The 23,743-nt window shown below is 69.2% G+C and carries 26 protein-coding genes; 11 read left to right on the plus strand and 15 right to left on the minus strand.

Annotation, left to right across the window (positions count from 1 at the left end):
• Positions 1–11 precede the first annotated feature (11 nt).
• A complete protein-coding gene (locus QTI33_RS22000; protein WP_286508405.1) occupies positions 12–815 on the plus strand; it encodes an exodeoxyribonuclease III in 804 nt (267 codons plus the stop codon).
• Here the strand turns inward: QTI33_RS22000 and QTI33_RS22005 are convergent.
• From QTI33_RS22005 to atzF, 14 genes are all read right to left on the minus strand, one after another.
• Positions 797–1,546, minus strand: coding sequence for a GntR family transcriptional regulator (locus QTI33_RS22005; protein WP_286508406.1), 750 nt, complete (start codon positions 1,544–1,546; stop codon positions 797–799). The two genes, QTI33_RS22000 and QTI33_RS22005, sit on opposite strands and share 19 nt — an antisense overlap.
• A gap of 1 nt (position 1,547) precedes the next feature.
• Positions 1,548–2,213: a cysteine hydrolase family protein gene (locus tag QTI33_RS22010; RefSeq protein WP_286508407.1), complete on the minus strand. Its 666-nt coding sequence runs from the start codon at positions 2,211–2,213 to the stop codon at positions 1,548–1,550.
• A gap of 55 nt (positions 2,214–2,268) precedes the next feature.
• Positions 2,269–3,885 carry an ABC transporter ATP-binding protein gene (locus tag QTI33_RS22015; protein ID WP_286508408.1) on the minus strand — a complete coding sequence of 539 codons (1,617 nt, stop codon included), beginning with the start codon at positions 3,883–3,885 and terminating at the stop codon, positions 2,269–2,271.
• Positions 3,886–3,901: 16 nt separating this feature from the next.
• Positions 3,902–4,600 carry a biuret amidohydrolase gene (gene biuH / locus QTI33_RS22020; RefSeq protein WP_286508409.1) on the minus strand — a complete coding sequence of 233 codons (699 nt, stop codon included), beginning with the start codon at positions 4,598–4,600 and terminating at the stop codon, positions 3,902–3,904.
• Positions 4,597–5,640 carry a formamidase gene (locus QTI33_RS22025; protein WP_286508410.1) on the minus strand — a complete coding sequence of 348 codons (1,044 nt, stop codon included), beginning with the start codon at positions 5,638–5,640 and terminating at the stop codon, positions 4,597–4,599. Before QTI33_RS22025 ends, biuH begins: the two co-directional genes overlap by 4 nt.
• 20 nt (positions 5,641–5,660) lie before the next feature.
• Positions 5,661–6,581, minus strand: a complete 921-nt coding sequence (locus QTI33_RS22030; protein ID WP_286508411.1) for an ABC transporter permease — start codon at positions 6,579–6,581, stop codon at positions 5,661–5,663.
• Between the two features lie 55 nt (positions 6,582–6,636).
• Entirely contained in the window at positions 6,637–7,716 is a 1,080-nt protein-coding gene (locus QTI33_RS22035) for an ABC transporter permease (protein ID WP_286508412.1), read from the minus strand.
• 34 nt (positions 7,717–7,750) lie between these two features.
• Positions 7,751–8,866, minus strand: coding sequence for a BMP family ABC transporter substrate-binding protein (locus tag QTI33_RS22040; RefSeq protein ID WP_286508413.1), 1,116 nt, complete (start codon positions 8,864–8,866; stop codon positions 7,751–7,753).
• Positions 8,867–9,056: 190 nt separating this feature from the next.
• Positions 9,057–10,484 (minus strand): AtzE family amidohydrolase, encoded by a 1,428-nt coding sequence (locus QTI33_RS22045; protein WP_286508414.1) that lies wholly within the window; start codon positions 10,482–10,484, stop codon positions 9,057–9,059.
• Complete coding sequence (locus tag QTI33_RS22050; RefSeq protein ID WP_286508415.1) at positions 10,481–10,687, minus strand: DUF4089 domain-containing protein; 207 nt, start codon at positions 10,685–10,687, stop codon at positions 10,481–10,483. Before QTI33_RS22050 ends, QTI33_RS22045 begins: the two co-directional genes overlap by 4 nt.
• Before the next feature lie 11 nt (positions 10,688–10,698).
• A complete protein-coding gene (locus QTI33_RS22055; protein WP_286508416.1) occupies positions 10,699–11,532 on the minus strand; it encodes an ABC transporter ATP-binding protein in 834 nt (277 codons plus the stop codon).
• Positions 11,529–12,356, minus strand: a complete 828-nt coding sequence (locus QTI33_RS22060) for an ABC transporter permease (RefSeq protein ID WP_286508417.1) — start codon at positions 12,354–12,356, stop codon at positions 11,529–11,531. The genes QTI33_RS22055 and QTI33_RS22060 overlap by 4 nt, the downstream gene beginning before the upstream one ends.
• Positions 12,357–12,360: 4 nt before the next feature.
• Entirely contained in the window at positions 12,361–13,374 is a 1,014-nt protein-coding gene (locus tag QTI33_RS22065; RefSeq protein ID WP_286508418.1) for an ABC transporter substrate-binding protein, read from the minus strand.
• 34 nt (positions 13,375–13,408) lie between these two features.
• Positions 13,409–15,133, minus strand: a complete 1,725-nt coding sequence (gene atzF / locus QTI33_RS22070; protein WP_444814875.1) for an allophanate hydrolase — start codon at positions 15,131–15,133, stop codon at positions 13,409–13,411.
• Positions 15,134–15,231: 98 nt separating this feature from the next.
• Here atzF and QTI33_RS22075 point away from each other — a divergent pair, with 98 nt between their 5' ends.
• The 4 genes from QTI33_RS22075 (at position 15,232) to QTI33_RS22090 (ending at position 16,763) form a co-directional block, all read left to right on the plus strand.
• Positions 15,232–15,723, plus strand: a complete 492-nt coding sequence (locus QTI33_RS22075) for a GNAT family N-acetyltransferase (protein ID WP_286508420.1) — start codon at positions 15,232–15,234, stop codon at positions 15,721–15,723.
• Positions 15,724–15,834: 111 nt separating this feature from the next.
• Positions 15,835–16,071, plus strand: a complete 237-nt coding sequence (locus QTI33_RS22080) for a hypothetical protein (protein WP_286508421.1) — start codon at positions 15,835–15,837, stop codon at positions 16,069–16,071.
• A 53-nt stretch (positions 16,072–16,124) separates the two neighbouring features.
• Positions 16,125–16,391 (plus strand): hypothetical protein, encoded by a 267-nt coding sequence (locus QTI33_RS22085; protein ID WP_286508423.1) that lies wholly within the window; start codon positions 16,125–16,127, stop codon positions 16,389–16,391.
• A 117-nt stretch (positions 16,392–16,508) separates the two neighbouring features.
• Positions 16,509–16,763, plus strand: a complete 255-nt coding sequence (locus QTI33_RS22090; protein WP_286508425.1) for a L,D-transpeptidase — start codon at positions 16,509–16,511, stop codon at positions 16,761–16,763.
• Between the two features lie 72 nt (positions 16,764–16,835).
• On the opposite strand, the gene kdsA is transcribed toward QTI33_RS22090, so the two are convergent.
• Positions 16,836–17,687: a 3-deoxy-8-phosphooctulonate synthase gene (gene kdsA / locus QTI33_RS22095; RefSeq protein ID WP_286508426.1), complete on the minus strand. Its 852-nt coding sequence runs from the start codon at positions 17,685–17,687 to the stop codon at positions 16,836–16,838.
• 108 nt (positions 17,688–17,795) lie between these two features.
• On the opposite strand from kdsA, the gene QTI33_RS22100 reads away from it, so the two are divergent.
• From QTI33_RS22100 to QTI33_RS22125, 6 genes are all read left to right on the plus strand, one after another.
• The gene (locus QTI33_RS22100; protein WP_286508427.1) at positions 17,796–19,169 is read left to right on the plus strand and encodes an AmpG family muropeptide MFS transporter; all 1,374 of its coding nucleotides are present in this window, start codon (positions 17,796–17,798) and stop codon (positions 19,167–19,169) included.
• 25 nt (positions 19,170–19,194) lie between these two features.
• Entirely contained in the window at positions 19,195–19,515 is a 321-nt protein-coding gene (locus tag QTI33_RS22105) for a FitA-like ribbon-helix-helix domain-containing protein (RefSeq protein ID WP_286508429.1), read from the plus strand.
• The gene (locus QTI33_RS22110; RefSeq protein ID WP_286508431.1) at positions 19,512–19,949 is read left to right on the plus strand and encodes a type II toxin-antitoxin system VapC family toxin; all 438 of its coding nucleotides are present in this window, start codon (positions 19,512–19,514) and stop codon (positions 19,947–19,949) included. The genes QTI33_RS22105 and QTI33_RS22110 overlap by 4 nt, the downstream gene beginning before the upstream one ends.
• A 110-nt stretch (positions 19,950–20,059) precedes the next feature.
• Positions 20,060–21,238, plus strand: a complete 1,179-nt coding sequence (locus QTI33_RS22115; protein ID WP_286508710.1) for a beta-ketoacyl-[acyl-carrier-protein] synthase family protein — start codon at positions 20,060–20,062, stop codon at positions 21,236–21,238.
• Positions 21,235–22,065 (plus strand): beta-ketoacyl synthase chain length factor, encoded by an 831-nt coding sequence (locus QTI33_RS22120; RefSeq protein WP_286508433.1) that lies wholly within the window; start codon positions 21,235–21,237, stop codon positions 22,063–22,065. Before QTI33_RS22115 ends, QTI33_RS22120 begins: the two co-directional genes overlap by 4 nt.
• A gap of 5 nt (positions 22,066–22,070) precedes the next feature.
• A complete protein-coding gene (locus tag QTI33_RS22125) occupies positions 22,071–23,693 on the plus strand; it encodes an NAD(P)/FAD-dependent oxidoreductase (protein ID WP_286508434.1) in 1,623 nt (540 codons plus the stop codon).
• The last annotated feature ends 50 nt before the right edge of the window (positions 23,694–23,743 follow it).

The following is a 23,743-nucleotide window of genomic DNA, read 5'->3' on the forward strand; positions in this document are numbered from 1 at the left end:
AGGAATTCCTCGTGTTCAAACTGACCAGCCTCAACCTCAACGGCCTGCGATCGGCTGCCACCAAGGGCGTCGCCGATTGGGTCGGCGGACTGGGGCCGGATTGTATTTGCATGCAGGAAATCCGGGTCCAGGCCAGCGACATCGAAGGCCGCTTCGAAGAAATGGCCGGGCTCAAGGGGCATTTCCATTTCGCCGAGAAGAAGGGCTATGCGGGCACCGCGATCTACACCCGGCATGCGCCCAGCGACGTGGTGGTGGGCTGGGGCGACGCCGAGTTCGACGCCGAGGGCCGCTACCTCGAGCTGCGCTTCGACACCCCGAAGCGCAAACTGTCGATCATCAGCTGCTATTTCCCGAGCGGGTCCTCGGGCGAAGAGCGGCAGCAGGCGAAATTCCGCTTCCTCAAGGGCTTCTTCCCGCACCTGAACGCGCTCAAGCGGGAGCGCGAGTTCATTCTCTGCGGCGACATCAACATCGCCCACAAGGAGATCGACCTCAAGAACTGGCGCGGCAACCAGAAGAACAGCGGCTTCCTGCCCGAGGAGCGGGCCTGGATGACGACGCTGCTCGACGCCGGCGCCGATGGCGCGGGCCTGGTCGACGTCTACCGGATGCTCAAGCCCGAGACCACGGGCGAGGCCTACACCTGGTGGAGCAACCGCGGCCAGGCCTACGCCAACAACGTCGGGTGGCGGCTCGACTACCACCTGGCGACGCCGAAGCTGGCGGCGCTGGCGCGCGAGGAGCAGATCTTCAAGACCATCAAGTTCAGCGACCACGCGCCGATCACGGTGGACTACGACTTCACGCTGTAGGGCACACGGCCCGCATGGCGCGCCATGTGGACCTGGTGCAGCGTGATCTTGCGCACCTCCGCCTGGCTGGTCTCGATGTGGGCGCGCAGCAGCATCGCGGCCTGGTCGCCGCGGTTGGCGCGGATCGCCTTCAGGATCTTGGCGTGCTCGTCGTAGGTGGCGTCGATGCGCGGCTGCTTGGTGAAATCGAGCCGGCGGATGATCCGGATGCGGTCGGTCACGTCGCGGTGGACGCGGGCCATCTCGCCGTTGCCGGCGGCCGCGACCAGCGAGCAATGGAAGGCCTCGTCCCACTGCGCCACCTGCACGGTGTCGGCGCTGCGCTGCGCCGCCGGCACCAGCCAGATCCCGGCCAGCGTGTCGAGCAGGCTGCGGTCGACCCGGTGGTCGCTCTCGCACAGGCGGTGCACGGCGGTGGTCTCGAGCACCATGCGCAGGTCGTAGAGCTGCTCGAACTGGTCGAAGTCGAAGGGCAGCACGCGCCAGCCGCTGCGGAACAGCACCTCGACGAAGCCCTCCTGCTGCAGCCGAAAGAGCGCCTGCCGGACCGGCGTGCGCGAGACGCCGAGGCGCTCGCTGATCTCGTTCTCGGTGAAGCGGTCGCCGGGGACCAGGCTGAATTCGGCGACATCGCGCTTGAGCTGCGCGTAGACCTCGTCGGCCCGGGTGCGGAACACGGGATCTGCGGCTGGTGGCTTGGAAGCAATTCGATCGGTCGACACGAAGGCCATGTTAGTGGGTGCCGAGCGCAGACAGCAAGGCGGCACTCGGCGCGGTCCAGCCGACGATGCCGCCCTGGGCGCGCAGCATCTCGACCGTGGCCGCCTTGAAGGCGGGAAAGTAGCTCTCGGTGCAGTCTTCGAGCAGCAGGCAGTCGTAGCCGCGGTCGTTGGCCTCGCGCATGCTGGTCTGCACGCAGACCTCGGTGGTGACGCCGCCGAACAGCAGGTGGGTGATGCCGCGCCGCTTCAGCGTCTCGTGCAGGCCGGTGGCATGGAAGGCGCCCTTGCCGGGCTTGTCGACCACGATCTCGCCTTCGACCGGCGCCAGCGCGTCGATGATCTGGTTGCCGGGCTCGCCCATCACCAGGATCCGGCCCATCGGGCCGGCGTCGCCGATGCGCAATGTGGGATTGCCGCGATTTCGTTTGGCAGGGGGGCAGTCGGAGAGGTCGGGTTGGTGGGCCTCCCGCGTGTGGACGACCAGGCCGCCGGCCGTTCGCCAGGCTTCGAGCGTCTTCTTCGTCGCGGGGACGATGGCTTCGAGCAGCGACACGTCGTTGCCCAGGGTTTCGCCGAAGCCGCCGGGTTCGATGAAGTCCCTCTGCATGTCGATCAGGACCAGGGCGGTCTTGGCGATGTCGAATTCGTAGGGGAAGGGCTGTGCTTCTAGCTGCATCTGGGGCTTTCGCATCGTTCAAGTTCGGACGCGGGGTGGGCGGCGGCGGGAGGCCTCATGCAGCCATCGGCGCATGGTGATCGCCCCCACCCATGTGCGCCCCCAGCACGTGTCTTTCGGCCGTGGCGGCGTCCGTCTCGTAGACCACCCGCCCCTCGCTCATCACCACGATCCGGTCCGCCATCTCCAGCAACTCGTCGAGGTCCTCGCTGATCAGCAGCACCGCGCCCCCGCGTGCGCGCACCTGCACGATGCGGCTGTGGATTTCGGCCACCGCCGCGAAGTCCAGCCCGAACACCGGGTTGGCCGCGATCAGCACGTTGATCTCGCCCGCCAGCTCGCGCGCCAGCACCGCGCGCTGCACGTTGCCGCCCGACAGGCTGCGGATCGGCGCGCCCTCGCCCTGGGTCTTGACGCCGTACTCGGCGATCCATTCGCGCGCCCGGCTGCGCCACAGCGGGAAGTTCAGCACGTCGGCGCCGAACGCCGGCCAGGCCAGCGGCGGCTGGTCGAAGTCGCGCAGGGCCATGTTCTCGGCCACGCTGAGGTCGCCGACGCAGGCGTTGCGCAGCGGCTCCTCGGGCAGGCTGCGCACCTTGAGGCGGCGGTTCTCCTCGCGCCTGGCTTCGTAGGGCTCGCCCATCACGGTGACGCGGCCGGCGAGCCGCGGCCGCTGGCCGACCAGCGCTTCCACCAGTTCACGCTGGCCGTTGCCCGACACGCCGGCCACGCCGAGGATCTCGCCCGAGCGCACCGACAGGCTCAGGTCGTGCACGGCCAGCGTGCCGCGGTCGCCCAGGGCGCGCAGGCCGGCCACATGCAGTGCGATCGGGGCATTGGGTGCGACCGGCCGGGTGGCATGCAGCGCGCGGCCGGTCGGCGCCTCGACGTCGCCTTCGGCGGGCGGCGGCGCTTCGCCCTCGCCCATCATCGCCGCCGCGAGGCGCGCCGGGTTGGTGTCGGCCACCTGGCAGTGGTGCACCGCCTTGCCGCGCCGCAGCACCGTGACGCTGTCGGCATAGGCCATCACCTCGCGGAACTTGTGGGTGATGATGAGCACGGTGCACAGGCCGCTCCTGGCGAACTCGCGCACATGGCCCAGCACCTCGTCGGCCTCCTGCGGCGTCAGCACCGAGGTCGGCTCGTCGAGGATCAGGAGGCGCGGCTTCAGGTAGAGCTGCTTCAGCAGTTCGAGCTTCTGCTTCTCGCCGGCGGCGAGCTCCGACGGGCGCGCGTCGAGGTCGAGGCTGAAGGGCGTGGTCGCGAGAAAATCCTGGAGCTCGGCGCGCTTGCGCTTCCAGTCGATCAGCGCCGGCGTCTTGCCGCCGGCCAGCAGCAGGTTCTCGGCCACCGTCATGCCGGGCGCCAGCGTGAAGTGCTGGTAGACCATGCCGATGCCCAGCGCGCGCGCCACCACCGGGTTGGCGATGTCCTGCTCGCGGCCGTCGATCAGGATGGCGCCCTCCTCGGCGCGCTGGAAGCCGGCCACGCATTTCACCAACGTGCTCTTGCCGGCGCCGTTCTCGCCCAGCAGCGCGTGCACCGTGCCCGGCGCCACGTGCAGGGTCACGCGGTCCATCGCGGTGAAGCTGCCGAAGCGCTTGGTCAGCTCGTAGGTGTCGAGCGCCAGCGCGCCGGTGGCAAGGGGAGGCGGTGCGACGGGGGCGATCATGGCGGGGCTCTCCGTTCTACGACAGGGGCAGCGCGTCGAGCAGCGCCGCCGAACTCGCATGGGCGCCGAAGACGCCGCCCTGCATCGTGATCATCTTGAGCGCCGCCAGGTGGTTGCCGTGGTCGGTGGCCGCGGTGCAGTCCGACAGCAACAGGCATTCGAAGCCGCGGTCGTTGGCGTCGCGCATGGTCGTGTGGACGCAGACATCGGTCGTGATGCCGGCCAGGATCAGGTTCTCGATGCCGCGCGTGCGCAGCACCAGTTCGAGGTCGGTCGCATAGAAGGAGCCCTTGCCGGGCTTGTCGATCACCACCTCGCCGGCCAGCGGGGCCAGCGCCGGGATGATCTCCCAGCCCGGCTCGCCGCGCACCAGGATCCGCCCGCACGGACCGTCGTCGCCGATGCCCACGCCATGGGCGCCGATCTGCCGCGAGCGCCAGCGCTTGTTGGCCGGCAGGTCGGCGAGGTCGGGGCGGTGCCCTTCGCGCGTGTGGATGATGTGGAAGCCCAGCGGCCGCAGCCGCGCCAGGGTGCGCGCGATCGGCGCGATCGGCGCCTGCACCAGCGCGAGGTCGTAGCCCATGACGTCGACATAGCCGCCCTTGCCGCAGAAGTCGGTCTGCATGTCGATCACGATCAGCGCCGTGTTGTCGGGCCGCAGCGCGCCGTTGTAGGGCCAGCGGTACGGGTCGGCGCAAACGTAGGTGCTGCTCATGATGAACCCGGAACGAGTGGCGCCCTGGGCACCAGCGGGTGCTCCTCGGGGCCCTTGTAGCTGCGCAGCGGCGCCGCGAAGCCGAAGCCGCTGCCGTCCGTGACCTGGACCTGCTCGCCCCAGGGCAGCCGGTAGCGGCCGGCCGCCATGTCCTGCATGTAGGTGTAGGGGCAGTCCTGCGCGCCGCCCTTCACCGCCACGTAGCCGCGGTGGTAGAGCTGGTAGATGTTGTTCTCGACGCCCCAGCCGGTGCGGGCCTCGCGCACCAGGTCGGGCCGCAGTTCGGCCGTGATGATCTCGTCGGGCCGCCCGCCCCCCTCGACCAGCACGGTGCCGTCGAAGTTGCAGAACATGCCCTCGCCCATCGAGTCGAAGGTGCCGTCGCTGCCGCACATGCAGACGCTCGCGGTGTACGCCAGGTTGCAGAAGGCGTTGGCCTGGTTCGTGATGCGCCAGGCGTGGCGGATCGGCGCCGTGTAGCCCGCCGTGCGAATGATGATCTCGGCCCCCTTGTACGCCGCCTCGCGCGCCATCTCGGGCAGCATGCCGTCGTGGCAGATGATCAGCGCCAGCTTGCTGCCGTTGGGACCGTCGCACACCGGGATGCCGAGGTTGCCCGGCTCCCAGGGCTCGACCGGCACCCACGGATGCATCTTGCGGTAGTAGAGCCGGATGGCGCCGTGGTCGTCGATGACCAGGCCGCTGTTGTACGGGTTGCCCTCGGGGTTGGCTTCCATGATCGAGAAGCAGCCCCAGATCCGGTTGTCGATGCAGGCCTGCCGGAAAGCCGCGACCTCGGGGCCGTCGAGCGAACACATGATCTCGGGCGAGGTGTCCATCGACAGGCCGTGCAGCGCGTACTCGGGGAACACGACCAGATCCATCGTGCCCTGGTTGCGGCGCGCCTTGGCGACCAGCTCGCAGATGCGCCGGGTCTGCGCCGCCAGGTCGGCCGGCGTCTCGACGACCGGCAGCTGCAGCTGCACCAGGCCGACGACCACGCCCTGCGCCGATTTGTTGAGACCACCGAGTCCGCTCATCGATCTGTTTCCTTGTCTGTTCAGCGCGTGGACGAGAGTTCGCCCGGGCTGCCCACCGCCACGCTGCCCGGCTTGCAGGTCAGCACCAGGATCACCAGCGTGAGCACGTAAGGCACGGTGTTGAACAGGTGGTAGCCCCAGCCGACGCCGATCGACTGCAGGGCCGGCCCGATCGCGCCGGCGCCGCCGAACAGCAGCGCCGCGCCGATGCAGCGCAGCGGGCTCCAGCGCGCGAAGATCACCAGCGCCACCGCGATCAGGCCCTGCCCGCTCGAGATGCCCTCGTTCCAGCTGCCCGGATAGAAGAGCGTCAGCGAAGCGCCGCCGAGCCCGGCGATGAAGCCGCCGGCGGTGGTGGCAGCGATGCGCAGACCGGCCACCGAGTAGCCGAGCGCCCGCGTCGCATTGGCCGAATCGCCCGCCATGCGCACCAGCAGCCCGGCACGGGTGCGCGCGAAGCCCCACCACAGGAACACCGCCAGCACGATGCCGACCGGCACCAGCGCGTTGACCTGCAGCGCCGAGCGGATCACCGGGTTGTCGCTCCAGTCGCCGAGCGGGATCGCCGGCAGCTGCGGCGCCTGCGGCTGGATCAGCGGCTTGCCCAGGTAGAAGGCCAGGCCGGTGCCGAACAGCATCAGCGCGATGCCGGTGGCGACGTCGTTGACGCGGTCGAGCGAGCACAGCAGGCCGTGCAGCAGCGCGAGCAGCGCGCCGGCGGCGCCGCCGATCAGCACGCCGAGCCAGGCCGAGCCGGTGAGCCAGGAACCACCGAAGGCGGCCATCGCCGAGAGCACCAGCACGCCTTCGAGGCCGAGGTTGATGCGGCCGGACTTCTCGGTCAGGCACTCGCCCAGGCTGACGAAGAGGAAGGGCGCGCCGACGCGCAGGGCGCCGCCGACGATGCCCGCCACCAACGCGATCCACTGGTCTGCGGTCATGGAGCAACCTCCGCGCTGCGCGCTGCGGTATTCGACTTGGGAGCGGCCCGGCGTCTCATGCAGCCTCCTTCGTCAGCCGCGGCTGGACCGCCCGCGGCATGCGGTTCTTCAGCAGCGTCTTCCAGTCGACCATCCGCAGCCCTTCGCTCGCCAGGATCAGCACGAACGCCAGGCCCTGCAGCACCAGCACCGAGGCATCGGGCAGGCCGAGGCGGCGCTGCAGCAGGCTGCCCGCGGCGCCGAAGCCGCCGAACAGGATCGCCACCGGGATCACCGCCACCGGGTTGTGGCGCGCGATGAAGGACACCAGGATGCCGGCGTAGCCGTAGCCCGCGATCAGCGAGGCGTTGGCGTTGGTGTGCACCGCGACCACCTCCACCGCGCCGGCCACGCCCGCGCAGGCGCCCCCGATCCCGCAGGCGGCCAGGATCAAGCCGCTCGCCGGCAGGCCGACCAGCTGCGCGGTGCGCGGATTGCCGCCGACCACGCGCACCGAGAAGCCCGATGCGGTGGCGCGCAGCCAGAGTCCGGAGACCAGGCCGGCGACGATGCCGATCACCAGCCCCCAGTGCACGTCGGAGCCGCCGATGCCGCCGATGCCGAGGCCCTCGGCGATCGAACGGGTGGCGGGCTTGTTGAGGCTGGCCGGGTCGCGCAGCACGCCTTCGACCAGGTGCTTGAAGAGCCCGATCGCGATGTAGGCCAGCAGCAGGCTGCTGATGGTCTCGTTGATGCCGCGGTACTGGCGCAGCCAGCCCGCCAGCGCGATCCAGGCCGCGCCGGCCAGGGCGCCGGCGACGCACAGCGCCAGCGTGCCGACGAGGTTCGCCGGCAGCGGCAGCGCATAGGGCAAGGCCGCGGCGGCCAGCCCGCCGAGCACCAGCGCACCCTCGCCGCCGATGATCACCAGCCCGGCGCGCGCCGGAATCGCGACGCACAGCGCGGTCAGCATCAGAGGCGCGGCGCGCTGCAGCGTGTTCTGCCAGGAGAACCAGTCGCCGAAGGCCCCCTTGAAGAGGATGACCCAGACCTCCAGCGGACTCACGCCGGCGAACCAGACGAAGACGCCGAAGAGCAGCAGTGCGGCCGCGATGGCGAACACCGGCAGCGCGATCTCTTTCAATGCGTTTCGCATCGTCGGCTCGCGGGGTGGTGAAGGCGGCGCCCGGTCAGGCCACCGAGCCGACGACGCCTTCGACCAGGTAGTTCATCTTCTCGAGTTCGAGGTCGGTCTGCTTGAGCGCCTTGCCGGCCGGGATCACGACCGTGCCCTTGTTGTCCTTGAGCCCGCCCGTGAAGATGTCGAAGCTGCCCGCCAGCATCTTGCCCTTGATGTCGTCGGCGTTCTTCTTCGCGGCATCGGTGACCATCGCCCCGTAGGGCGACATCTTCACGTAGCCTTCCTTGAGCCCGCCGCGCAGGAAGTTGGGATGCGGCTTGTCGGCCTGGGCCGCGTCGACGATGGCCTTGTAGGCCGTGATCCAGTTCCATTCGGCGCCGGTCAGGTAGGCATTGGGCGCCAGCTTGGCCTGGCTGGCGTGGTAGCCGCAGACCATCTTGCCGCGCTTGGCAGCCGTCTCGACCACCACCTTGGGGCCGTCCACGTGCATCGTGAAGACGTCGCAGCCCTGGTCGGCCAGGCTGTTGGTGGCCTCGGCCTCCTTGACCGCCATCGACCAGTCGCCGGTGAAGATCACGCTGCAGGTGATGCCCGGCTTGACCGAGCGCGCGCCGAGCGTGAAGGCGTTGATGTTGCGCAGCACCTGCGGGATCGGCTTGGCGGCGACGAAGGCGATCTTGTTGCTCTTCGTCATGTGGCCGGCGATCACGCCATTGAGGAACTGGCACTCGTCGATGTAGCCGAAGAAGCTGCCGACGTTCTTCGGGTGCTTGCCCTCGGTCCACATGCCGCCGCAATGCGAGAAGCGCACGTCGGGATTCTTCGGCGCCACCGCGAGGATGTGCGGATCGAAGTAGCCGAAGGAGGTCGGGAACAGCAGCTTGGCGCCGTCCTGGGAAATCATCCCGGTCATGGTCTTCTGCACCGCCGCGGTCTCGGGCACGTTCTCTTCCTCGACCACCTTGAGGCCCGGCATCTTCTTGAGCTCGGCCGCCGCCAGCGCATGCGACTGGTTGTAGCCGTAGTCGTCGCGCGGGCCGACATAGATCACGCCGACGGTGAGCGGCTTCTGGGCGCTGGCGAGCGTGCTCCAACCGCCCAGCGTGGTGGCGGAGGCCAGGGCGGCCAGGGACTTGAGGGAATCGCGACGGTTGAACTGGCTCATGGTGCTTGCTCCAGGTGATTGAGTGAGAAATCAGAGGGCCGGGATGTCCTGTCTTGGATACAAGATGGTGTGCATAAACCGTACCAGCGCTTTGGCGGCCGAATCGGCCTGCGGCGCGCCAGCCTTGTGCGGCGCGCTCGCCCGTGTGGCTCCGGCGCCCCGTCTTTGTGCCCGCGGGGCGCTTCGCATGTCAGGCCAGCGCCGCGACGGGGGAATGCACGAGGCCGGCGGATTCGAGCGCCGCCGCCACCCGCAGCACCAGGTCCTCGCGCCACGGCGCGGCGATCACCTGGACCCCGATCGGCAGGTCCGGGTGGGCGCCCCAGACCGGCACCGCGCACACCGGCAGGCCGATGCACGAGATCGGCTGGGTCAGCAGGCCCATGTTGGGCCGCACCGGCAGTCGGTGGCCGTTGATCTCGAAGAACTCGGCACCGATCGGCGTCGCCGCCGAGGGCGTCGCGGCGGCCAGCAAGACGTCGAAGTGCTCGAACACCCGCGCCACCTGCTCGGCATAGAGGCGCCGCACCCGCTGCGCGCGCGCCACCCAGGCCGCCGGCAGCAGCGCGCCGGCCAGGAAGCGGTCGCGCGACAGGGGCTCGAAGTCCTGCGCGCGGCGGCGCAGGTCGGGCAGGTGCAGGGCCGCGCCTTCGGAATTGGTGATCAGGAAGGCCGCGGCCCGGCCGGCCTCGACCATCGGCAGCTCGACCGTGCGGCTGGCCCCCAGCGCCTGGGCCACGGCATCGACCGCGGTCAGCGCTTCGGGCTGGGCATGCTGGCGGAAGTAGCCGCCGAGCACGCCGATGCGCAGGCCCTGCGTGCCCAGTGCCAGCGCCGCGCCGACCGGCTCGGCCGCCCGCTGGGCGCAGCCCGGGTCGTGCGGGCCGCCCTCCTCGGGGCCCTGCATCGCGTCGTAGGCCAGCGCCAGGTCGCGCGCCGAACGCGCGAACGGCCCCAGGTGGTCGAGGCTGGAGACGAACGGGAAGCTGCCGGTGCGCGGCAGCCGCCCGAAGGTGGGCTTGAGCCCGAACACGCCGCACAGCGAGGCGGGCACGCGGATCGAGCCGTTGGTGTCGGAGCCCAGCGTGAGCGGCACCTGGCCGGCCGCGACCGCGGCGCCCGAACCGCCCGACGAGCCGCCCGCGATGCGGCTCAGGTCGTGCGGGTTGTGGCAGGGGCCGGCGTGGCTGTTCTCGGTCGTGAAGCCGTAGGCGTACTCGTCCATGTTGAGCGCGCCGACCAGCACTGCGCCAGCGCTCTCGAGCCGCCGCACCAGGGCCGCGTCGTCGCGCGGCGGCGTGTGCTCGCGTTCGATCTTCGAGCCCGCGAGGGTCGCCAGGCCGGCGATGTCGAACAGGTTCTTGACCGCGAAAGGCACGCCCAGCAGCGGCAGTTCGCGCGTCCGCGCGCCATGGGCCGAGGCCAGCGAGGCATCGACCTGCGCCGCGCGCCGCAGCGCACGCTCGCGCAGCACCGCGGTGAAGGCGTTGACGCGGCGGTCCGTGGCCTCGATGCGGTCCAGGCTGGCCTGCACCAGCGCCACGGCGCCGACCGCGTTGCCACGCACCGCGGCGGCCATCGCGGATGCGTCCTGGCGCAGCAGTTCGGACGCGCTCATTGCGCTGTCTCCCGCGGCGACACCGGCGCAAAGCTCAACGCGGGCTCGTCGCGCTCGCTGAGCGGCACGGCCTCGACCAGCGCCGCGAACTCCGCCGCCAGCGCGAAGTAGCGCAGCACGCCGGGTCGATGGTCCGGCCTGAGCTTCAGGCCGAGCGCGGCCGCCGAGGCATCGACATAGGCTTCGATCTCCGAGGGCGTCATGCTGGCATCTCCTAGCGGCGCACTTCGCGCTGGAAAATTTCCAGGCTGAGTTTCTTCATGGCCACGAAGCTCGCCGAGCTCAATGTCTCCAGCGTGCGCGGCCGCTCGTCGCGGTAGTCGAGGATCTCGGCCACCCGGGTCGGCCGCTTGGTCAGCAGCAGCACCTGGTCGGCGAGGTAGACCGCTTCCTCGAGGTCGTGCGACACCAGCAGCATCGTGGTGCCGGTCTTCATGAACACCTCCTGCAGCTTCTCTCGGATGAAGAGGGTCATCTCGAAGTCGAGCGCCGAGAAGGGCTCGTCGAGGAACAGCACCTCGGGGTTCGGCGCCAGCGCGCGCATGATCGACGCCGTCTGCTGCTGGCCGCCCGACAGCTCGTAGGGGTAGCGCTTGAGGTCGAACTTGACGTCGAAGGAGGCCACCAGCTCTTCCATGCGCCGGTCCACCTCGGCCTTGGAACGGCCTTCGAGCTTGAGCGGATAGGCGATGTTGTCGATGGTGCGCATCCACGGGAACATCGCCTCGCGGTAGTTCTGGAACACGTAGCCGATCTTGGTGTCCTTGAGCGACTTGCCGTCGAACAGGATCTCGCCCGCGTCGATCGGGATCAGCCCCGCGATCATGTTGATCAGGGTCGACTTGCCGCAGCCGTTGGGGCCGAACACCGAGACGATCTTCTGCTTCGGGATGTCGAGGTCGAAGTTCTCGTACAGCGGCCAGCCGGCGAAGTACTTGGTCAGCCCGCGGATCGTGATGTGGGTGCCGGCAGGGCCCGGGACAAAGGCCGGCTTCGGCACGTCGGCATAGACCGGGCCGTTGATGACGTTGTCGACGGTGGCTCTCATCTTCCGCTCCAGTGCACGATGCGGCGCTCGGCCACGAGGAAAAGGATGTTCAGCGCATAGCCCAGCGCGCCCGCCGCGAGGATCGAGGCGTACATGTCCTTGACGTTCATCACCTGCTGCGAGTTGATGATGCGATGCCCGAGGCCGCTGTCGGAGCCGATGAACATCTCGGCCACGATCACGATCACCAGCGCCATCGAGACCGCCGAACGCAAGCCGACGAAGGTCGGCTGCAGGCTCTCCCAGACCAGCACGTCGCGGAAGATCTGCCAGCGCGAGGCGCCCATCACCTTGGCCGCCATGACCCGCTGCTTGCGCGCGTTCATCACGCCGTAGGCGCTGTTGAAGACCACGATGAGCAGCGCGCCGAAGGCCGCGATCGCGACCTTGTTGACGTCCGAGACGCCGAAGATCATCAGGAACAGCGGGATCAGCGCCGACGAGGGCGTCGAGCGGAAGAAGTCGATCAGGAACTCGACGCTGCGGTAGGCCCGCTCGTTGCTGCCGAGCAGCACGCCCAGCGGCACGCCGACGACGGCGGCGACCAGGAAGGCCTGCAGCGTGCGCCAGACCGTGACCGCGAAGTCGCCCAGCAGCGCGCCGCCCGCCAGGCCCGACAGCAGCGTCAGCAGCGTGTCGCCCGGCATCGGCAGCAGGATGGCCTTGATGAGGCCGAAGCGCACCACCAGGTCCCAGACGATGAACAGCGCCACCGGGCCGATGAAGGGCAGCGCCTTGACCCAGTGCGATTCGCGCGGCGGCGCGGACGCGGATGCGCTGGCGGCAGGAGGCGACCAGGGCGCCGCGGGCGTGGGGGTGCTCATGGCCTCAGCCCTTGTAGAGCATCGAGTCGACCATCAGGCGCGACGAGAAGATGCCCTTGTCGGCGAACAGGTCGAAGAACTTCTGGAAGTACGCGATGTCGCCTTGGGTGAACTCGTTGTACATCGTGTACGCCGCCAGCGGCACCTCGCCGGTCAGCGGGCCCTCGATCGCGGTGTAGCCCTTGAGGTACTGGCGCGCCTCGGCCGGCTTGCTGCGCACGAAGGCCACGCCCTGGCCGTAGGCGGTGATGAACTTCTTCGCCGCCTCGGGGTTCTTCTTGATGAGCGCCGAGGTCAGCGAAGCCGAGCCGCCGAACCACGGCGCCATCGGATCGCCCAGCACGTATTTGGCGATCACGCCGGCCTCGAGCACCCGCGTGCTGCCGTTCAGGCGGCCGATGGTGCCGGTCGGCTCCAGCGTGTAGCAGCCGTCGACCTGGCCGGCGGCGAGCGCGGCCACGTGCTGGCCGATCGGCAGCTCGACCACCGTGGCGCCGGTCGCGCCGCCGCGTTCGAGCACCGCCTTGGCCAGCGTCACGTTCTGGATGCCGGGGCCCGAGGCGACCCGCTTGCCCTTCAGGTCGGCCATCACCTTGGCGCTGCTGGCGGTGGGCACCAGCACCTGGTCGAGCACGTTCTTCACGTTGCTGGGGTTGGAGCAGAAGATCTTGAAGCTGCCCGGCGCCGCGATCTCGCCGATCGCGATGTTGGCCGAGCCGGTGCCGTTGGCGCTGCCGTCGCAGCGGTCGGCCAGCATCGCTTCCATGATCTGCTGGGCGCCGGCATAGCGCTGCACCTCGACGTCGAGGCCGGCGGCCTTGAAGTAGCCCAGCTCGACGGCCGAATAGAAGGGCAGGCCGGCCGCGATCGGCCAGTAGCCGATGCGGATCTTCGGTGCCCCCTGGGCGCGCACGATGGCCGGGGCCGCGAGCACGGCCAAGCCGGCGGCGCCGGCCTGCAGCAGCTGGCGCCGCGAGGCCGGGGTGGCGAGGGTCGGGGGTTTCTTGCTGAGGGCCATGGCGTACTCCGGATGAAGAAAGTGAGGAAGGAATTCAGGTCGCCGCGGCGTCGCGCGCCGCGATGTAGGCGCGCCAGCCGCCGAGCGCGGTGATGTCGTCGGCGCCGGCCACCGCCAGCGCCTCGCAGACGAAGCCCTGGACGCTGCGGCCGTCGGCCAGCCGCAGGCTGCCGATGCCGAGCGGCGCCGGGATCAGGGCGACGAAGCTGCCGTAGTGCGAGAGCGGCATCTCCCAGATCTCGATCGCGATCGCCGCACCCTCGCCGGCCGCCACGCGCAGCAGCCCCGGCTTGGGTGGCACGGTGCCGGGCAGCGCGTACAGGCGATAGTCCGGCGCCGTATGGGTGGCCGCGACCAGCCGGGCGCCGCGCTCGGTGAGCTGGCCGTTGAGCGGCATGCCCGACAGGTGGGCGCCGACCACCGCGACCTGCACGGTCGGCGGCACCGCGACCAGCGGCAGTGGCTCGGTCGCGGGCAGCGGCTCGCGCGTCGCGCCGAGCGGCAGCCCGGTGGCGTGGTGGAAGCGCTGGCCCAGTTCGGCCAGCTGGAAGTCGCTGCCGGCGCGGCCGATCAGCGTGATGCCGAAGGGCAGGCCGTCGGCGCGCAGGCTGGCCGGCACCGAGATCGCCGCGTAGTCGAGCAGGTTGACGAAGTTGGTGTACTCGCCCAGGTTGCGGTTGAGCACCACCGGGTCGGCCTGCATCGCCTCGATCGTGTAGTGGGCCGGCGCCGTCGGCACCGCCAGCACGTCGATGTCGTTCCACATCGCCTCGGCCTGCTGCCCGAGCGCCTGCAGCCGGGTGCGCGCGGCGACGAAATCGGCGGCGCTGTAGCGGCGGCCCTGGGCCAGGATGCTGCGCACCGGCTCCACCACCTCGGTCTCGTGGGCGTCGAAGAACTCGCGCACCGCGGCGTAGCGCTCGGCCACCAGCGCACTGTCGTAGAGCAGCGCCGCGGCCTCGGCCAGGGGCGCGTAGTCGATCTCGATCGGTTCGCCGCCGAGCGCGCACAGCTGGCCGATGGCCTGTTCGAAGGCCGCCCGCGACAGCGCGTCACCGAAGAAGTTCAAGGTCGAGGGCACGCCGAAGCGAAAGCCCGCGGGCAGCGGCGCGGTGGCGAGCGCCAGGCTGCGGGCGTAGGGGTCCGCCGGGTCGAAGCCCATCGCCGCCTGCAGCACCCGGGCCGCCACCGCCACGGTGCGGGCGAAGATCGAGACGCAGTCGACGCTCTGCGCCGCCGGCACCACGCCGCGCGCGCTGAGCAGCCCGCGCGAGGGCTTGATGCCGACGATGTTGTTGAGCCCGGCCGGCACCCGGCCCGAGCCCGCGGTGTCGGTGCCGAGCGCGAAGTCGGCCTGCGCGGTTGCCACCACATAGGCCGACCCCGAACTCGACCCGCCCGAGACATAGCGTGAATCGAAGCTGTTGGGCACCGGCCCGTAGGGCGAACGGGTGCCGTTCAGGCCGCAGGCGAACTGGTCGAGGTTGGTCTTGCCGAGCAGCGACGCACCGGCGTCGAGCAGGCGCTGCACCACGTGGGCGTGGGCGGTCGGCGTGCGGGCGAAAGCAAGGCAGGCCGCCGTGGTCGGCACGCCGGCGACGTCGATGTTGTCCTTGGCGGCAAAGCGCAGGCCGGCCAGCGGGCCCCCGCCGGCGCCGGCCAGCGGCGTCGTGAGCCGCGTGATCCACGCCGCGCTCGCCCGTCCTTCCACCCGCGGCCCGGCATCGCCGAGGCGCACCGCCTGTTCATGCACCATCATCAAGCATCCTGTCTTGTGTACAAGATGCCTTGCAAAGGATGTGCCAGGCGTGCTCGGCGCCGGACATTGGTACGCTTCGGTTGTCAGATCAAGTTGAAATGTCCACGCCGCAATCTGCCGACCACCCGAACTCCGCAACGATCGCGCCTGCGGACGCAGGTGACGTCGAGGTCATCAGGAACCTCACCCGATCCGCGTATGGCAGGTGGGTGCCCTTGATCGGACGAGAGCCGCTTCCGATGAAGGTTGACTATGCAGTGGCCCTCCAATCCCACCGCTTCGATCTATTGATCGATAGAGAGCAGGTGGTCGGCCTGATAGAAACCGTGCGGCAGGATCAACACCTGCTGATAGTGAACGTTGCGATCGAACCCGCATGCCAGGGCCGAGGCTTCGGGCGCAGGCTGATAGCGCATGCCGAATCGCTCGCATCGGCGTCAGGCTTGGAGAGCGTTCGTCTCTACACGAACATCCATTTCGCCGAGAACATCCGTCTCTATGCATCGCTCGGGTACGAGGTGGAGCGCGAGGAGGCGCTAAACGGTGGAGTTGCGGTCCACATGACGAAGAAACTCGATCAACGACGGTAGCCGGGTCGCAGCAGACCTTCCCGTCCGTCGCACCGTCTTGGTGATTCAGAGATTTCCGATGTCATCGGGTCTCGCGCGTCCGTACGATGACAAGCCACCTCCTGCCTGCTGATGAATCAATCCGTCGGAACCGCCGTTCTCATCCTGGGTCTTTTGATGACCATTGGAGCGCAATTGGCCGTTTGTATACGGGCCTTCACCTTGAGTCCGCTCAAGGGAATCCTTTGCTTGATCGTGCCCCTCTACGTTTACGTTTTCGCGAAGAGGCATGCAGTCGGCGCCTGGTTCATGGGCACTTGGTTCACCGGCATTGCGCTGTGGATTGCTGGCGCGGTGATCGCGTCCTAGACTACGCCCGGCCACGAGCGGACGTTCGCCTCCTCATTCCCGGAGACTTGGCAATGGATGAAGACCTTGATTCGCTGTCTCGCGAGGAACTCGTCGCTGAAGTGCGGAAGCTGCGCGCGGCGATCCGGCTGCACAGAGACTCCAGCAGCCACGACCTTTGCTGGCACCACCCGGCGCTCTGGGCGTTGTTGCCAGACACGGTGGACCCCACGATTGTCATCCCCGCCTGGCCGCAATTCATGCGCGGATGCATCAGGTATCGACAGTCGCTCGACGAACAAGCGCCTGATGCGCCTCGCACAGATCAGGAGTTCGAATGATGAACTCGACCATGAGCAGACTGCGACATTGACCTTCTGGATTTGTCCTGACGCACGCCCTGAGGTGCCTGCCGTCGCCTATTCATACCGACGACGAGCCACATTCGAGTCGGCGTTTTGCATCAGAGGCTCCGTCTATACGATGGTGACGGCGCGCTGTCTCGCATCCTGTGGCTGGATGGGCTGGTCACTGGCCTGAATCGCGGTGGTTCCGTGGACACCCTGAGACGCGATATCTACATCCACGGGACCGCCGACGAGCATCAGCTCGGCGTGCCCACCTCCCACGGTTGCATTCGCATGGCGAACTCGGACGTCATTAACCTCTTCGGTCGCGTCAGCGTGGGAAGCTTGGTGACGGTCGAGGACTAGGCTGCATGTATCGACGGCGCATCCGATCAAGCCGCCCTTCGGCCGCCGGCCCGTCGGATCGCGGCGTCTCGTTCAGGCGCTGATATGCAGGTGTGCGAACGACTTCACCAAGTCGTCCAACGCCTTCAACTGCGTCAGGAATGACTCTAGCTGGTCCAACGGCAGAGCGCTGGGGCCGTCGCATTTGGCCTGTGAGGGGTCAGGATGAGCTTCAAGAAAGAGGCCGGCCAAGCCGACGGCCAGGCCGGCACGCGCCAGTTCAAGCACTTGCTCGCGTCGCCCGCCAGAGGCGATGGCGTTCGCCTCGCGTTGCTGGAGAGCATGGGTAACGTCGAAGATGACCGGCAAATTCCCGGTCACCTTCTTCATGACACCGAAGCCAAGCATGTCCACCACTAGGTTGTCGTAACCGAAGCAAGTTCCTCGGTCGCACAGAATGACGGGGGAACTCCCCGCCTCCCTGATTTTTTCGACGATGTTGAGCACTTGGGGTGGGCTCAGGAACTGCGGCTTCTTGACGTTGATGACCTTGCCCGTCCTGGCAAGAGCGACGACCAAATCAGTCTGGCGGGCAAGAAACGCAGGTAGCTGTAGCACGTCCACCACTTCGGCCACGGGATTCGCCTGCCATGGCTCGTGCACGTCGGTGAGGACGGGGACGCCGAACTCTGCCTTGACGGCCTCGAAGATTTTCAGACCCTCTTCCAAACCAGGGCCTCGGAAGGAGTGAATGGACGAGCGATTCGCCTTGTCGAAACTCGCCTTGAAAACGTATGGGATGCCAAGCTTTCGCGTGACTCGGAAGTATTCTTCTGCCGCACGCAGGGCCATGTCCTTCGTCTCGAGGACGTTCACGCCGCCAAACAGGACGAAGCCATTGCTGTTGCTGACGTTGATTGCGGAGGTGATGGCGACGGTCGTCAAAAGAGTTCTCCTGGAGAGTCATCCGCATTCTCGCGCTCCGGGCGGCCGACGCGGACGCCACCCCCAGCGCATGCGGGAATAATGCAAGGCATCAACCTCCGCACCCGCATGTCCGCACCCCAGGCTGCCGAAGCCCCCCCTTCCCTGCCCTGGCGCGATGCGCTCAAGGTCTATCTCGAACCCGCCTCGCTGCGCATGCTGGCGCTGGGCTTCTCGGCCGGCCTGCCGCTGCTGCTGGTGCTGGGCACGCTCAGCTTCCGGCTGCGCGAAGCCGGCGTCGACCGCTCGACCATCGGCTTCCTGAGCTGGGTCGGGCTCGCCTACGGCTTCAAGTGGGTCTGGGCGCCGCTGGTCGACCGCTTGCCGATACCGCCGCTGACCACCCTGCTCGGGCGCCGCCGCGGCTGGCTGCTGCTGGCGCAGATGGCGGTGATCGCCGGCTTGGCCGGCATGGCCTTCAACGACCCGCGCGACGGCCTGCCGCCGCTGGTGTGGTGCGCGCTGCTGACCGCCTTCGGTTCGGCCACCCAGGACATCGCGCTGGACGCCTTCCGCATCGAATCGGCCGCCACCCGCAAGCAGGCCGCGCTGGCCGCCTGCTACCAGACCGGTTACCGGCTGGCGATGATCTGGGCCGGCGCCGGCGTGCTGTGGGTCGCCGCCTGGGCCGAATTGCCGGGCCTGGCGGGCTACCAGAACGGCGCCTGGAAGACCGCCTACCTCGTCATGGCCGGCTCGATGGCGATCGGGATCGTCACGGTGCTGCTGTCGCCCGAACCGGTGCGCGTGGCGCTGCCGAAGCCGAAGAACGCCGGCGAATGGCTGCGGAGCGTGCTGATCGAGCCTTTTGCCGACTTCATCCGCCGCTACCGCTGGCAGGCGGCGCTGATCCTGTCGCTGATCGCGGTCTACCGGATCAGCGACGTCGTGATGGGCATCATGGCCAACCCCTTCTACGTCGACATGGGCTTCACCAAGGACGAGGTCGCGACGGTCAGCAAGATCTACGGCGTGGTGATGACGCTGGCCGGCGCCTTCGTCGGCGGGGTGCTCTCGATGCGGCTGGGCGTGATGCGGGTGCTGATGCTGGGGGCGGTGCTCAGCGCCGCCAGCAACCTCCTGTTCGCCGGGCTGGCCTCGCGCGGCCACGACCTGACGGCGCTGGTGCTGGTGGTGTCAGCCGACAACCTGGCCGGCGGCATCGCCTCGGCGGCCTTCATCGCCTACCTGTCGAGCCTGACCAACATCAGCTATTCGGCCACCCAGTACGCGCTCTTCAGCTCGCTGATGCTGCTGCTGCCGAAGTTCATCGCCGGCTATTCGGGCGTCTTCGTCGACGCCTACGGCTACCAGGCCTTCTTCGTCGGCACCGCCGCCCTCGGCCTGCCGGTGCTGGTCCTGGTGGCGCTGGCGTCGAGAGCGGCGGCGAATGGCAAGACAGCCGGACAGACATCCGCACAGAGATCCGAATTGGCGCCATAATGGCGCCAATTCGGAGGTAGAGTGCATGGCCAACCTGTCAGTGAAGGACGTCCCGGACGACCTGGCCGAGCGCCTGCGCCAGCGCGCGGCCCGCAACCATCGCTCGCTGCAGGGCGAACTGATGGCGATCATCGAGCAGGCTGTGCGAGACGCGGATGACGCGCCCTGGCCCGCAATCGCGCCGGCACAGGAGGTGGGCGTGGGCTGGGGCGGCCGGCCCATCGTGCGGCGCGGCGGCAAGCCGATCGAGCAGATCGCCGCCGAGCACCGCGCCCGCTTCCCGTCGCCGATCGGCGCCGGCCCGCTCGGGGTCGACATCGTGCGCGCCGACCGGGACGCCCGTTGAGCGCGCCTGCGCTGCACGTGGCCGAGCCGCCGGCCGCCTATCGGCTGCGCCCGCCGATGGTGGTGGACTGCAGCGCGATCGTTGCCATCTTGTTCGACGAGCCGGCGCGCGACGCCGCGCTGGCTCGCCTGGCCGGCCATGCGCTGCACGCACCCAACCTGCTCGACCACGAGATCGTCAGCGTCGCGCTCAAGAAGCGCCGGCAGGACTGGCCGGCCGAATCGCTGGCGCTGGCGCTGGCCGACTATGCCGGCTACGCCATCGACCTGCACCCGGTCGATCTCGGCGCCCAATACGAGCTGGCGGCGCGCTACAGCCTCTCGGCCTATGACGCCGCCTACCTCTGGCTCGCGGCCGAGTTGAAGGCACCGCTGGCCACCTTCGACGCCAAGCTCGCCGCCGCCGCACAGGCGCACCTGAGCGCCCTGCCCTGAACCGCCAGGCGGCACAGGGTCGAGGCCTTGGCCGACTGCGGCGGGCGCCGGGCTGCTGGTAGGCTGTGGTGTTTTACCCACCGCCCCCGCCCAACGTGACACCTTCACGCATCCCTCCCTTGCAGATCAGCGCCTTCACCGCGACCTCGGCCGTCGGTGTGGGCAAGACCGCCCTCACCGACGCGCTCGCGCAATCGCGCAGCGGCCTGCGGGCCAACGACTTCGGCGCCGCGCCGCTGCCGACCTGGATCGGCCGGGTCGACGGGCTCGAAGAGCTCCGCCTGCCCGAAGCACTCGCCGACTGGGATTGCCGCAACAACCGGCTGGCCTGGCTGGGCCTGCAGGCCGACGGCTTCATGGAAGCGGTCGCGGCCGCCCGCAAGCGCTACGGCCCGACCCGCATCGCGCTGATCCTCGGCACCTCGACCTCCAGCATCGGCGAGACCGAGCTGGCCTATACGCAGTTGGTCGACGGCGCCTTCCCCGCCGGCCAGCAGCGTCCCAAGGTGCACACGCCGCATTCGCTCTCGCTCTTCGTGCAGCAGGCGCTGGGCCTCGAAGGTCCGGCCGAGACGATCTCCACCGCCTGTTCGTCCAGCGCCAAGGTGTTCGCCTCGGCCGAGCGCCTGATCCGCCTGGGCCTGGTCGACGCGGCCGTGGTCGGCGGCGTCGACACGCTGTGCGGCAGCGTGCTGTTCGGCTTCAACTCGCTCGAACTGGTGTCGCCCGAGCCCTGCCGGCCCTTCGACGCCACGCGCAACGGCATCAGCCTGGGCGAGGCCGCTGGCTTCGCGCTGGTCGAACGCGGCCGCGGCGCGCTCGAGCTGCTGGGCTACGGCGAGGCCAGCGACGCCCACCACATGTCGACCCCGCATCCCGAAGGCCTGGGCGCCGAAAAGGCGCTCGACGACGCCCTGGCACGCGCCGGCCTGGCCGCCGACGCCATCGACTACATCAACATGCACGGCACCGCCAGCACCAAGAACGACGAAGTCGAAGGGGCCCTGGTGGCGCGGCGCTTTCCCGACACCACGCACGCCAGCTCGACCAAGGGCTTCACCGGCCACACGCTGGGCGCGGCCGGCATCGTCGAGGCCGTGATCAGCCTGCTGGCGATCGAGACCGGCCTCAAGCCGGGCAACGTCAACACCACCACGCTCGACGCCGAGTGCGGCCCGCAGATCAAGCTGCAGCCCGCCCGCGGCGAGGTGCACTATGCACTGAGCAATTCCTTCGGCTTCGGCGGCAACAACTGCTCGCTGGTCTTCGGCAAGGGAGCCGCGGCATGACGACGAACAAGACCCCCACCCTCTACATCGAGGGTCCCGCCTTCTGGTCCGCGACGCTGCCGGGCTGGGAGATCGCCAGCGCGGTGTTCCGCGGCGACGGCGCGCCGGCCGACCCGCCGGCCAAGCGGCCATCGCCGCAACTGCTGGCACCGGCCGAGCGCCGCCGCGCGCCCGACACGGTGGCGCTGGCGCTCGAAGTGGCGGGCGCCGCGGTCGCGGCCTCCGGCCGCAACGCGGCCGACCTGCCGTGCGTCTTCGCCTCGGCGCACGGCGACCTCGGCATCAACGACTACATGTGCGGCACGCTGGCGGCCGACCCGCTGCTGCTGTCGCCGATCAAGTTCCACAACTCGGTGCACAACGCCGCGGTCGGCTACTGGACCATCGGCACCGGCTGCATGGCGGCCAGCAATTCGCTCGCCGCCTACGAGAGCAGCTTCGCCTCCGGCCTGCTCGAGGCGGCGGCGCAGTGCGCGGCCGACCAGCGCGCCGTGCTGCTGGCCGGCTACGACATGCCGGCGGTGGGCGCGCTGGCCTCGGTGACCACCAGCCGCGAGATGCTGGCCGTGGCCCTGGTGATTTCGCCGACGCGCAGCGCGCGCACCGTGGCGTCCTTCGAATGGTCGCTGGCGGCCGGCGCGCTGCCGGCGACGCCGGTGCGCAGCGACGCGGCGCGCGCGCTGCAGGTCAACGCGATGGCCGATGCGCTGCCGCTGTTCGAGGCCCTGGCGCGCGGCGAATCCGAATCGCTCGCGCTGCCGCTGTCGGCCACGCTGTCGCTGCAGGTCCAGCTGCAACCCGAACTCCAGCTCGAAGCGCAGAGCTGACGGCCATGGACCCGAGCCGCCCCGCGCACGACGTCGCCATCATGGGCGGCGGGCTCGCGGGGCTGACGCTGGCGCTGCAGCTGCGCCAGCGCTTTCCCGGCATCGACGTGGTGGTGCTCGAGCGGCGCGCCCATCCGGTGCCGCACGCGACCCACAAGGTGGGCGAGTCGTCGGTCGAGATCGGGGCCCACTACTTCGACACGGTGCTGGGCCTCAAGCCGCACCTGCACGGCGCCCAGCTGCGCAAGTTCGGCTTTCGCTTCTTCTTCAGCGAGAGGCGGCGCGACATCGACCAGGTGACCGAGATCGGCGCCAGCCGCTACCTCTCGGTGCCGAGCTACCAGATCGACCGCGGCATCTTCGAGAATTTCCTGGCCGAGGAGGCCGCGCGCCAGGGCGTGCGCTTCATCGACGGCGCGACCGTGCGCCGCATCGAGCTGGCCGACGACACCCGGGCGCCGCACCGCCTCGAATGGTGGGACGGCGAGCGCACGCATGCGATCCAATCGCGCTGGCTGGTCGACGCCTGCGGCCGTGCCGGCATGCTCAAGCGCAAGCTCGGCCTGCAGCAGCCCAACGCGCACGAATGCAACGCGGTGTGGTTCCGCATCGGCGAGCGCATCGCGATCGACGACTGGTCCGACGAGCCCGGCTGGCGCGCGCGCTGCGAGCCCGGCGCGCGCTGGCTGTCGACCAACCACCTGGTCGGCGCCGGCTACTGGGTGTGGCTGATCCCGCTGGCCTCGGGCTCGCATTCGGTCGGCATCGTGGCCGACCCGCGGCTGCATCCGCTCGAACGCATGGACAGCTTCGAGCGGGCGATGCAGTGGCTCGAGACCTGGCAGCCCCGGCTGCACGATGCGCTCGCCGACAAGCGACACCTGCTGCAGGACTTCGCCTTCCTGCGCAACTTCTCGTACGGCTGCAAGCAGGTGTTCTCGGGCCAGCGCTGGGCGCTCACCGGCGAGGCCGGGCTGTTCCTCGACCCCTTCTATTCGCCGGGCAGCGACTTCATCGCCGTCGGCAACACCTACATCTGCGACCTGGTCGCGCACGACCGCGCCGGCCATCCGCTGGAGGCGCGGGCCCGGCTCTACGACCAGATCTACCACTCGTTCTACGAGAGCACGCTGGCGCTCTACACCGACCAGTACCCGCTGTTCGGCGACCCGGAAGTGCTGCCGGTCAAGGTCATCTGGGACTACACCTACTACTGGGGCGTGCTGGCGCAGATCTTCTTCCAGCAGCGCCTCACCGACCTGGCCGTGCTGGGGCGGCTGCGCGACGAGCTGCATCACTGCCAGCGGCTCAACCTCGCGACGCAGGCCTTCTTTCGCGACTGGTCGGCCGTCAGCCACCGGCGCAACCCGGCCGTGATGCTCGACCAGGCGGCGCTGCCATGGTTCGCGGAACTCAACCGCAGCCTCAACGACCGGCTCGACGACGACGCCTTCGTGCGCCGCATGCGCCAGTCGGTCGACCGGCTGACGATCCTGGCGAGCGAGCTGCTCGGGCGCGCGACCCGAGACCATCCGGGCCTGGACGGCGCGGCGCTGGCCAGCCTGCTGGCCCAGGCGCCCGCGCCGGCCGAGGGCGCGCCGTCCGAGCCGCTTCTCTTTGCGCCCTGATGAAAGCGACACCGCCGTCACCAAGGTTTACCCAACTTTACGCAGCGTTC

The organism is Variovorax davisae, assembly GCF_030316845.1.
Classification (GTDB): Bacteria; Pseudomonadota; Gammaproteobacteria; order Burkholderiales; family Burkholderiaceae_C; genus Variovorax; species Variovorax davisae.

Bases quoted from the DNA above. Each gene is read 5' to 3' on its own strand.
- QTI33_RS22010 (WP_286508407.1), bottom strand. From the start codon at position 2,213: ATGCAGCTAGAAGCACAGCCCTTCCCCTACGAATTCGACATCGCCAAG.
- QTI33_RS22125 (WP_286508434.1), top strand. From the start codon at position 22,071: ATGGACCCGAGCCGCCCCGCGCACGACGTCGCCATCATGGGCGGCGGG.
- QTI33_RS22055 (WP_286508416.1), bottom strand. From the start codon at position 11,532: ATGAGAGCCACCGTCGACAACGTCATCAACGGCCCGGTCTATGCCGAC.
- biuH (WP_286508409.1), bottom strand. From the start codon at position 4,600: ATGAGCAGCACCTACGTTTGCGCCGACCCGTACCGCTGGCCCTACAAC.
- QTI33_RS22025 (WP_286508410.1), bottom strand. From the start codon at position 5,640: ATGAGCGGACTCGGTGGTCTCAACAAATCGGCGCAGGGCGTGGTCGTC.
- QTI33_RS22075 (WP_286508420.1), top strand. From the start codon at position 15,232: ATGTCCACGCCGCAATCTGCCGACCACCCGAACTCCGCAACGATCGCG.
- QTI33_RS22035 (WP_286508412.1), bottom strand. From the start codon at position 7,716: ATGCGAAACGCATTGAAAGAGATCGCGCTGCCGGTGTTCGCCATCGCG.
- QTI33_RS22040 (WP_286508413.1), bottom strand. From the start codon at position 8,866: ATGAGCCAGTTCAACCGTCGCGATTCCCTCAAGTCCCTGGCCGCCCTG.
- QTI33_RS22015 (WP_286508408.1), bottom strand. From the start codon at position 3,885: ATGATCGCCCCCGTCGCACCGCCTCCCCTTGCCACCGGCGCGCTGGCG.
- QTI33_RS22030 (WP_286508411.1), bottom strand. From the start codon at position 6,581: ATGACCGCAGACCAGTGGATCGCGTTGGTGGCGGGCATCGTCGGCGGC.
- QTI33_RS22105 (WP_286508429.1), top strand. From the start codon at position 19,195: ATGGCCAACCTGTCAGTGAAGGACGTCCCGGACGACCTGGCCGAGCGC.
- QTI33_RS22120 (WP_286508433.1), top strand. From the start codon at position 21,235: ATGACGACGAACAAGACCCCCACCCTCTACATCGAGGGTCCCGCCTTC.
- QTI33_RS22100 (WP_286508427.1), top strand. From the start codon at position 17,796: ATGTCCGCACCCCAGGCTGCCGAAGCCCCCCCTTCCCTGCCCTGGCGC.
- atzF (WP_444814875.1), bottom strand. From the start codon at position 15,133: ATGATGGTGCATGAACAGGCGGTGCGCCTCGGCGATGCCGGGCCGCGG.
- QTI33_RS22050 (WP_286508415.1), bottom strand. From the start codon at position 10,687: ATGACGCCCTCGGAGATCGAAGCCTATGTCGATGCCTCGGCGGCCGCG.
- QTI33_RS22005 (WP_286508406.1), bottom strand. From the start codon at position 1,546: ATGGCCTTCGTGTCGACCGATCGAATTGCTTCCAAGCCACCAGCCGCA.
- QTI33_RS22060 (WP_286508417.1), bottom strand. From the start codon at position 12,356: ATGAGCACCCCCACGCCCGCGGCGCCCTGGTCGCCTCCTGCCGCCAGC.
- QTI33_RS22085 (WP_286508423.1), top strand. From the start codon at position 16,125: ATGGATGAAGACCTTGATTCGCTGTCTCGCGAGGAACTCGTCGCTGAA.
- QTI33_RS22045 (WP_286508414.1), bottom strand. From the start codon at position 10,484: ATGAGCGCGTCCGAACTGCTGCGCCAGGACGCATCCGCGATGGCCGCC.
- QTI33_RS22080 (WP_286508421.1), top strand. From the start codon at position 15,835: ATGAATCAATCCGTCGGAACCGCCGTTCTCATCCTGGGTCTTTTGATG.
- QTI33_RS22065 (WP_286508418.1), bottom strand. From the start codon at position 13,374: ATGGCCCTCAGCAAGAAACCCCCGACCCTCGCCACCCCGGCCTCGCGG.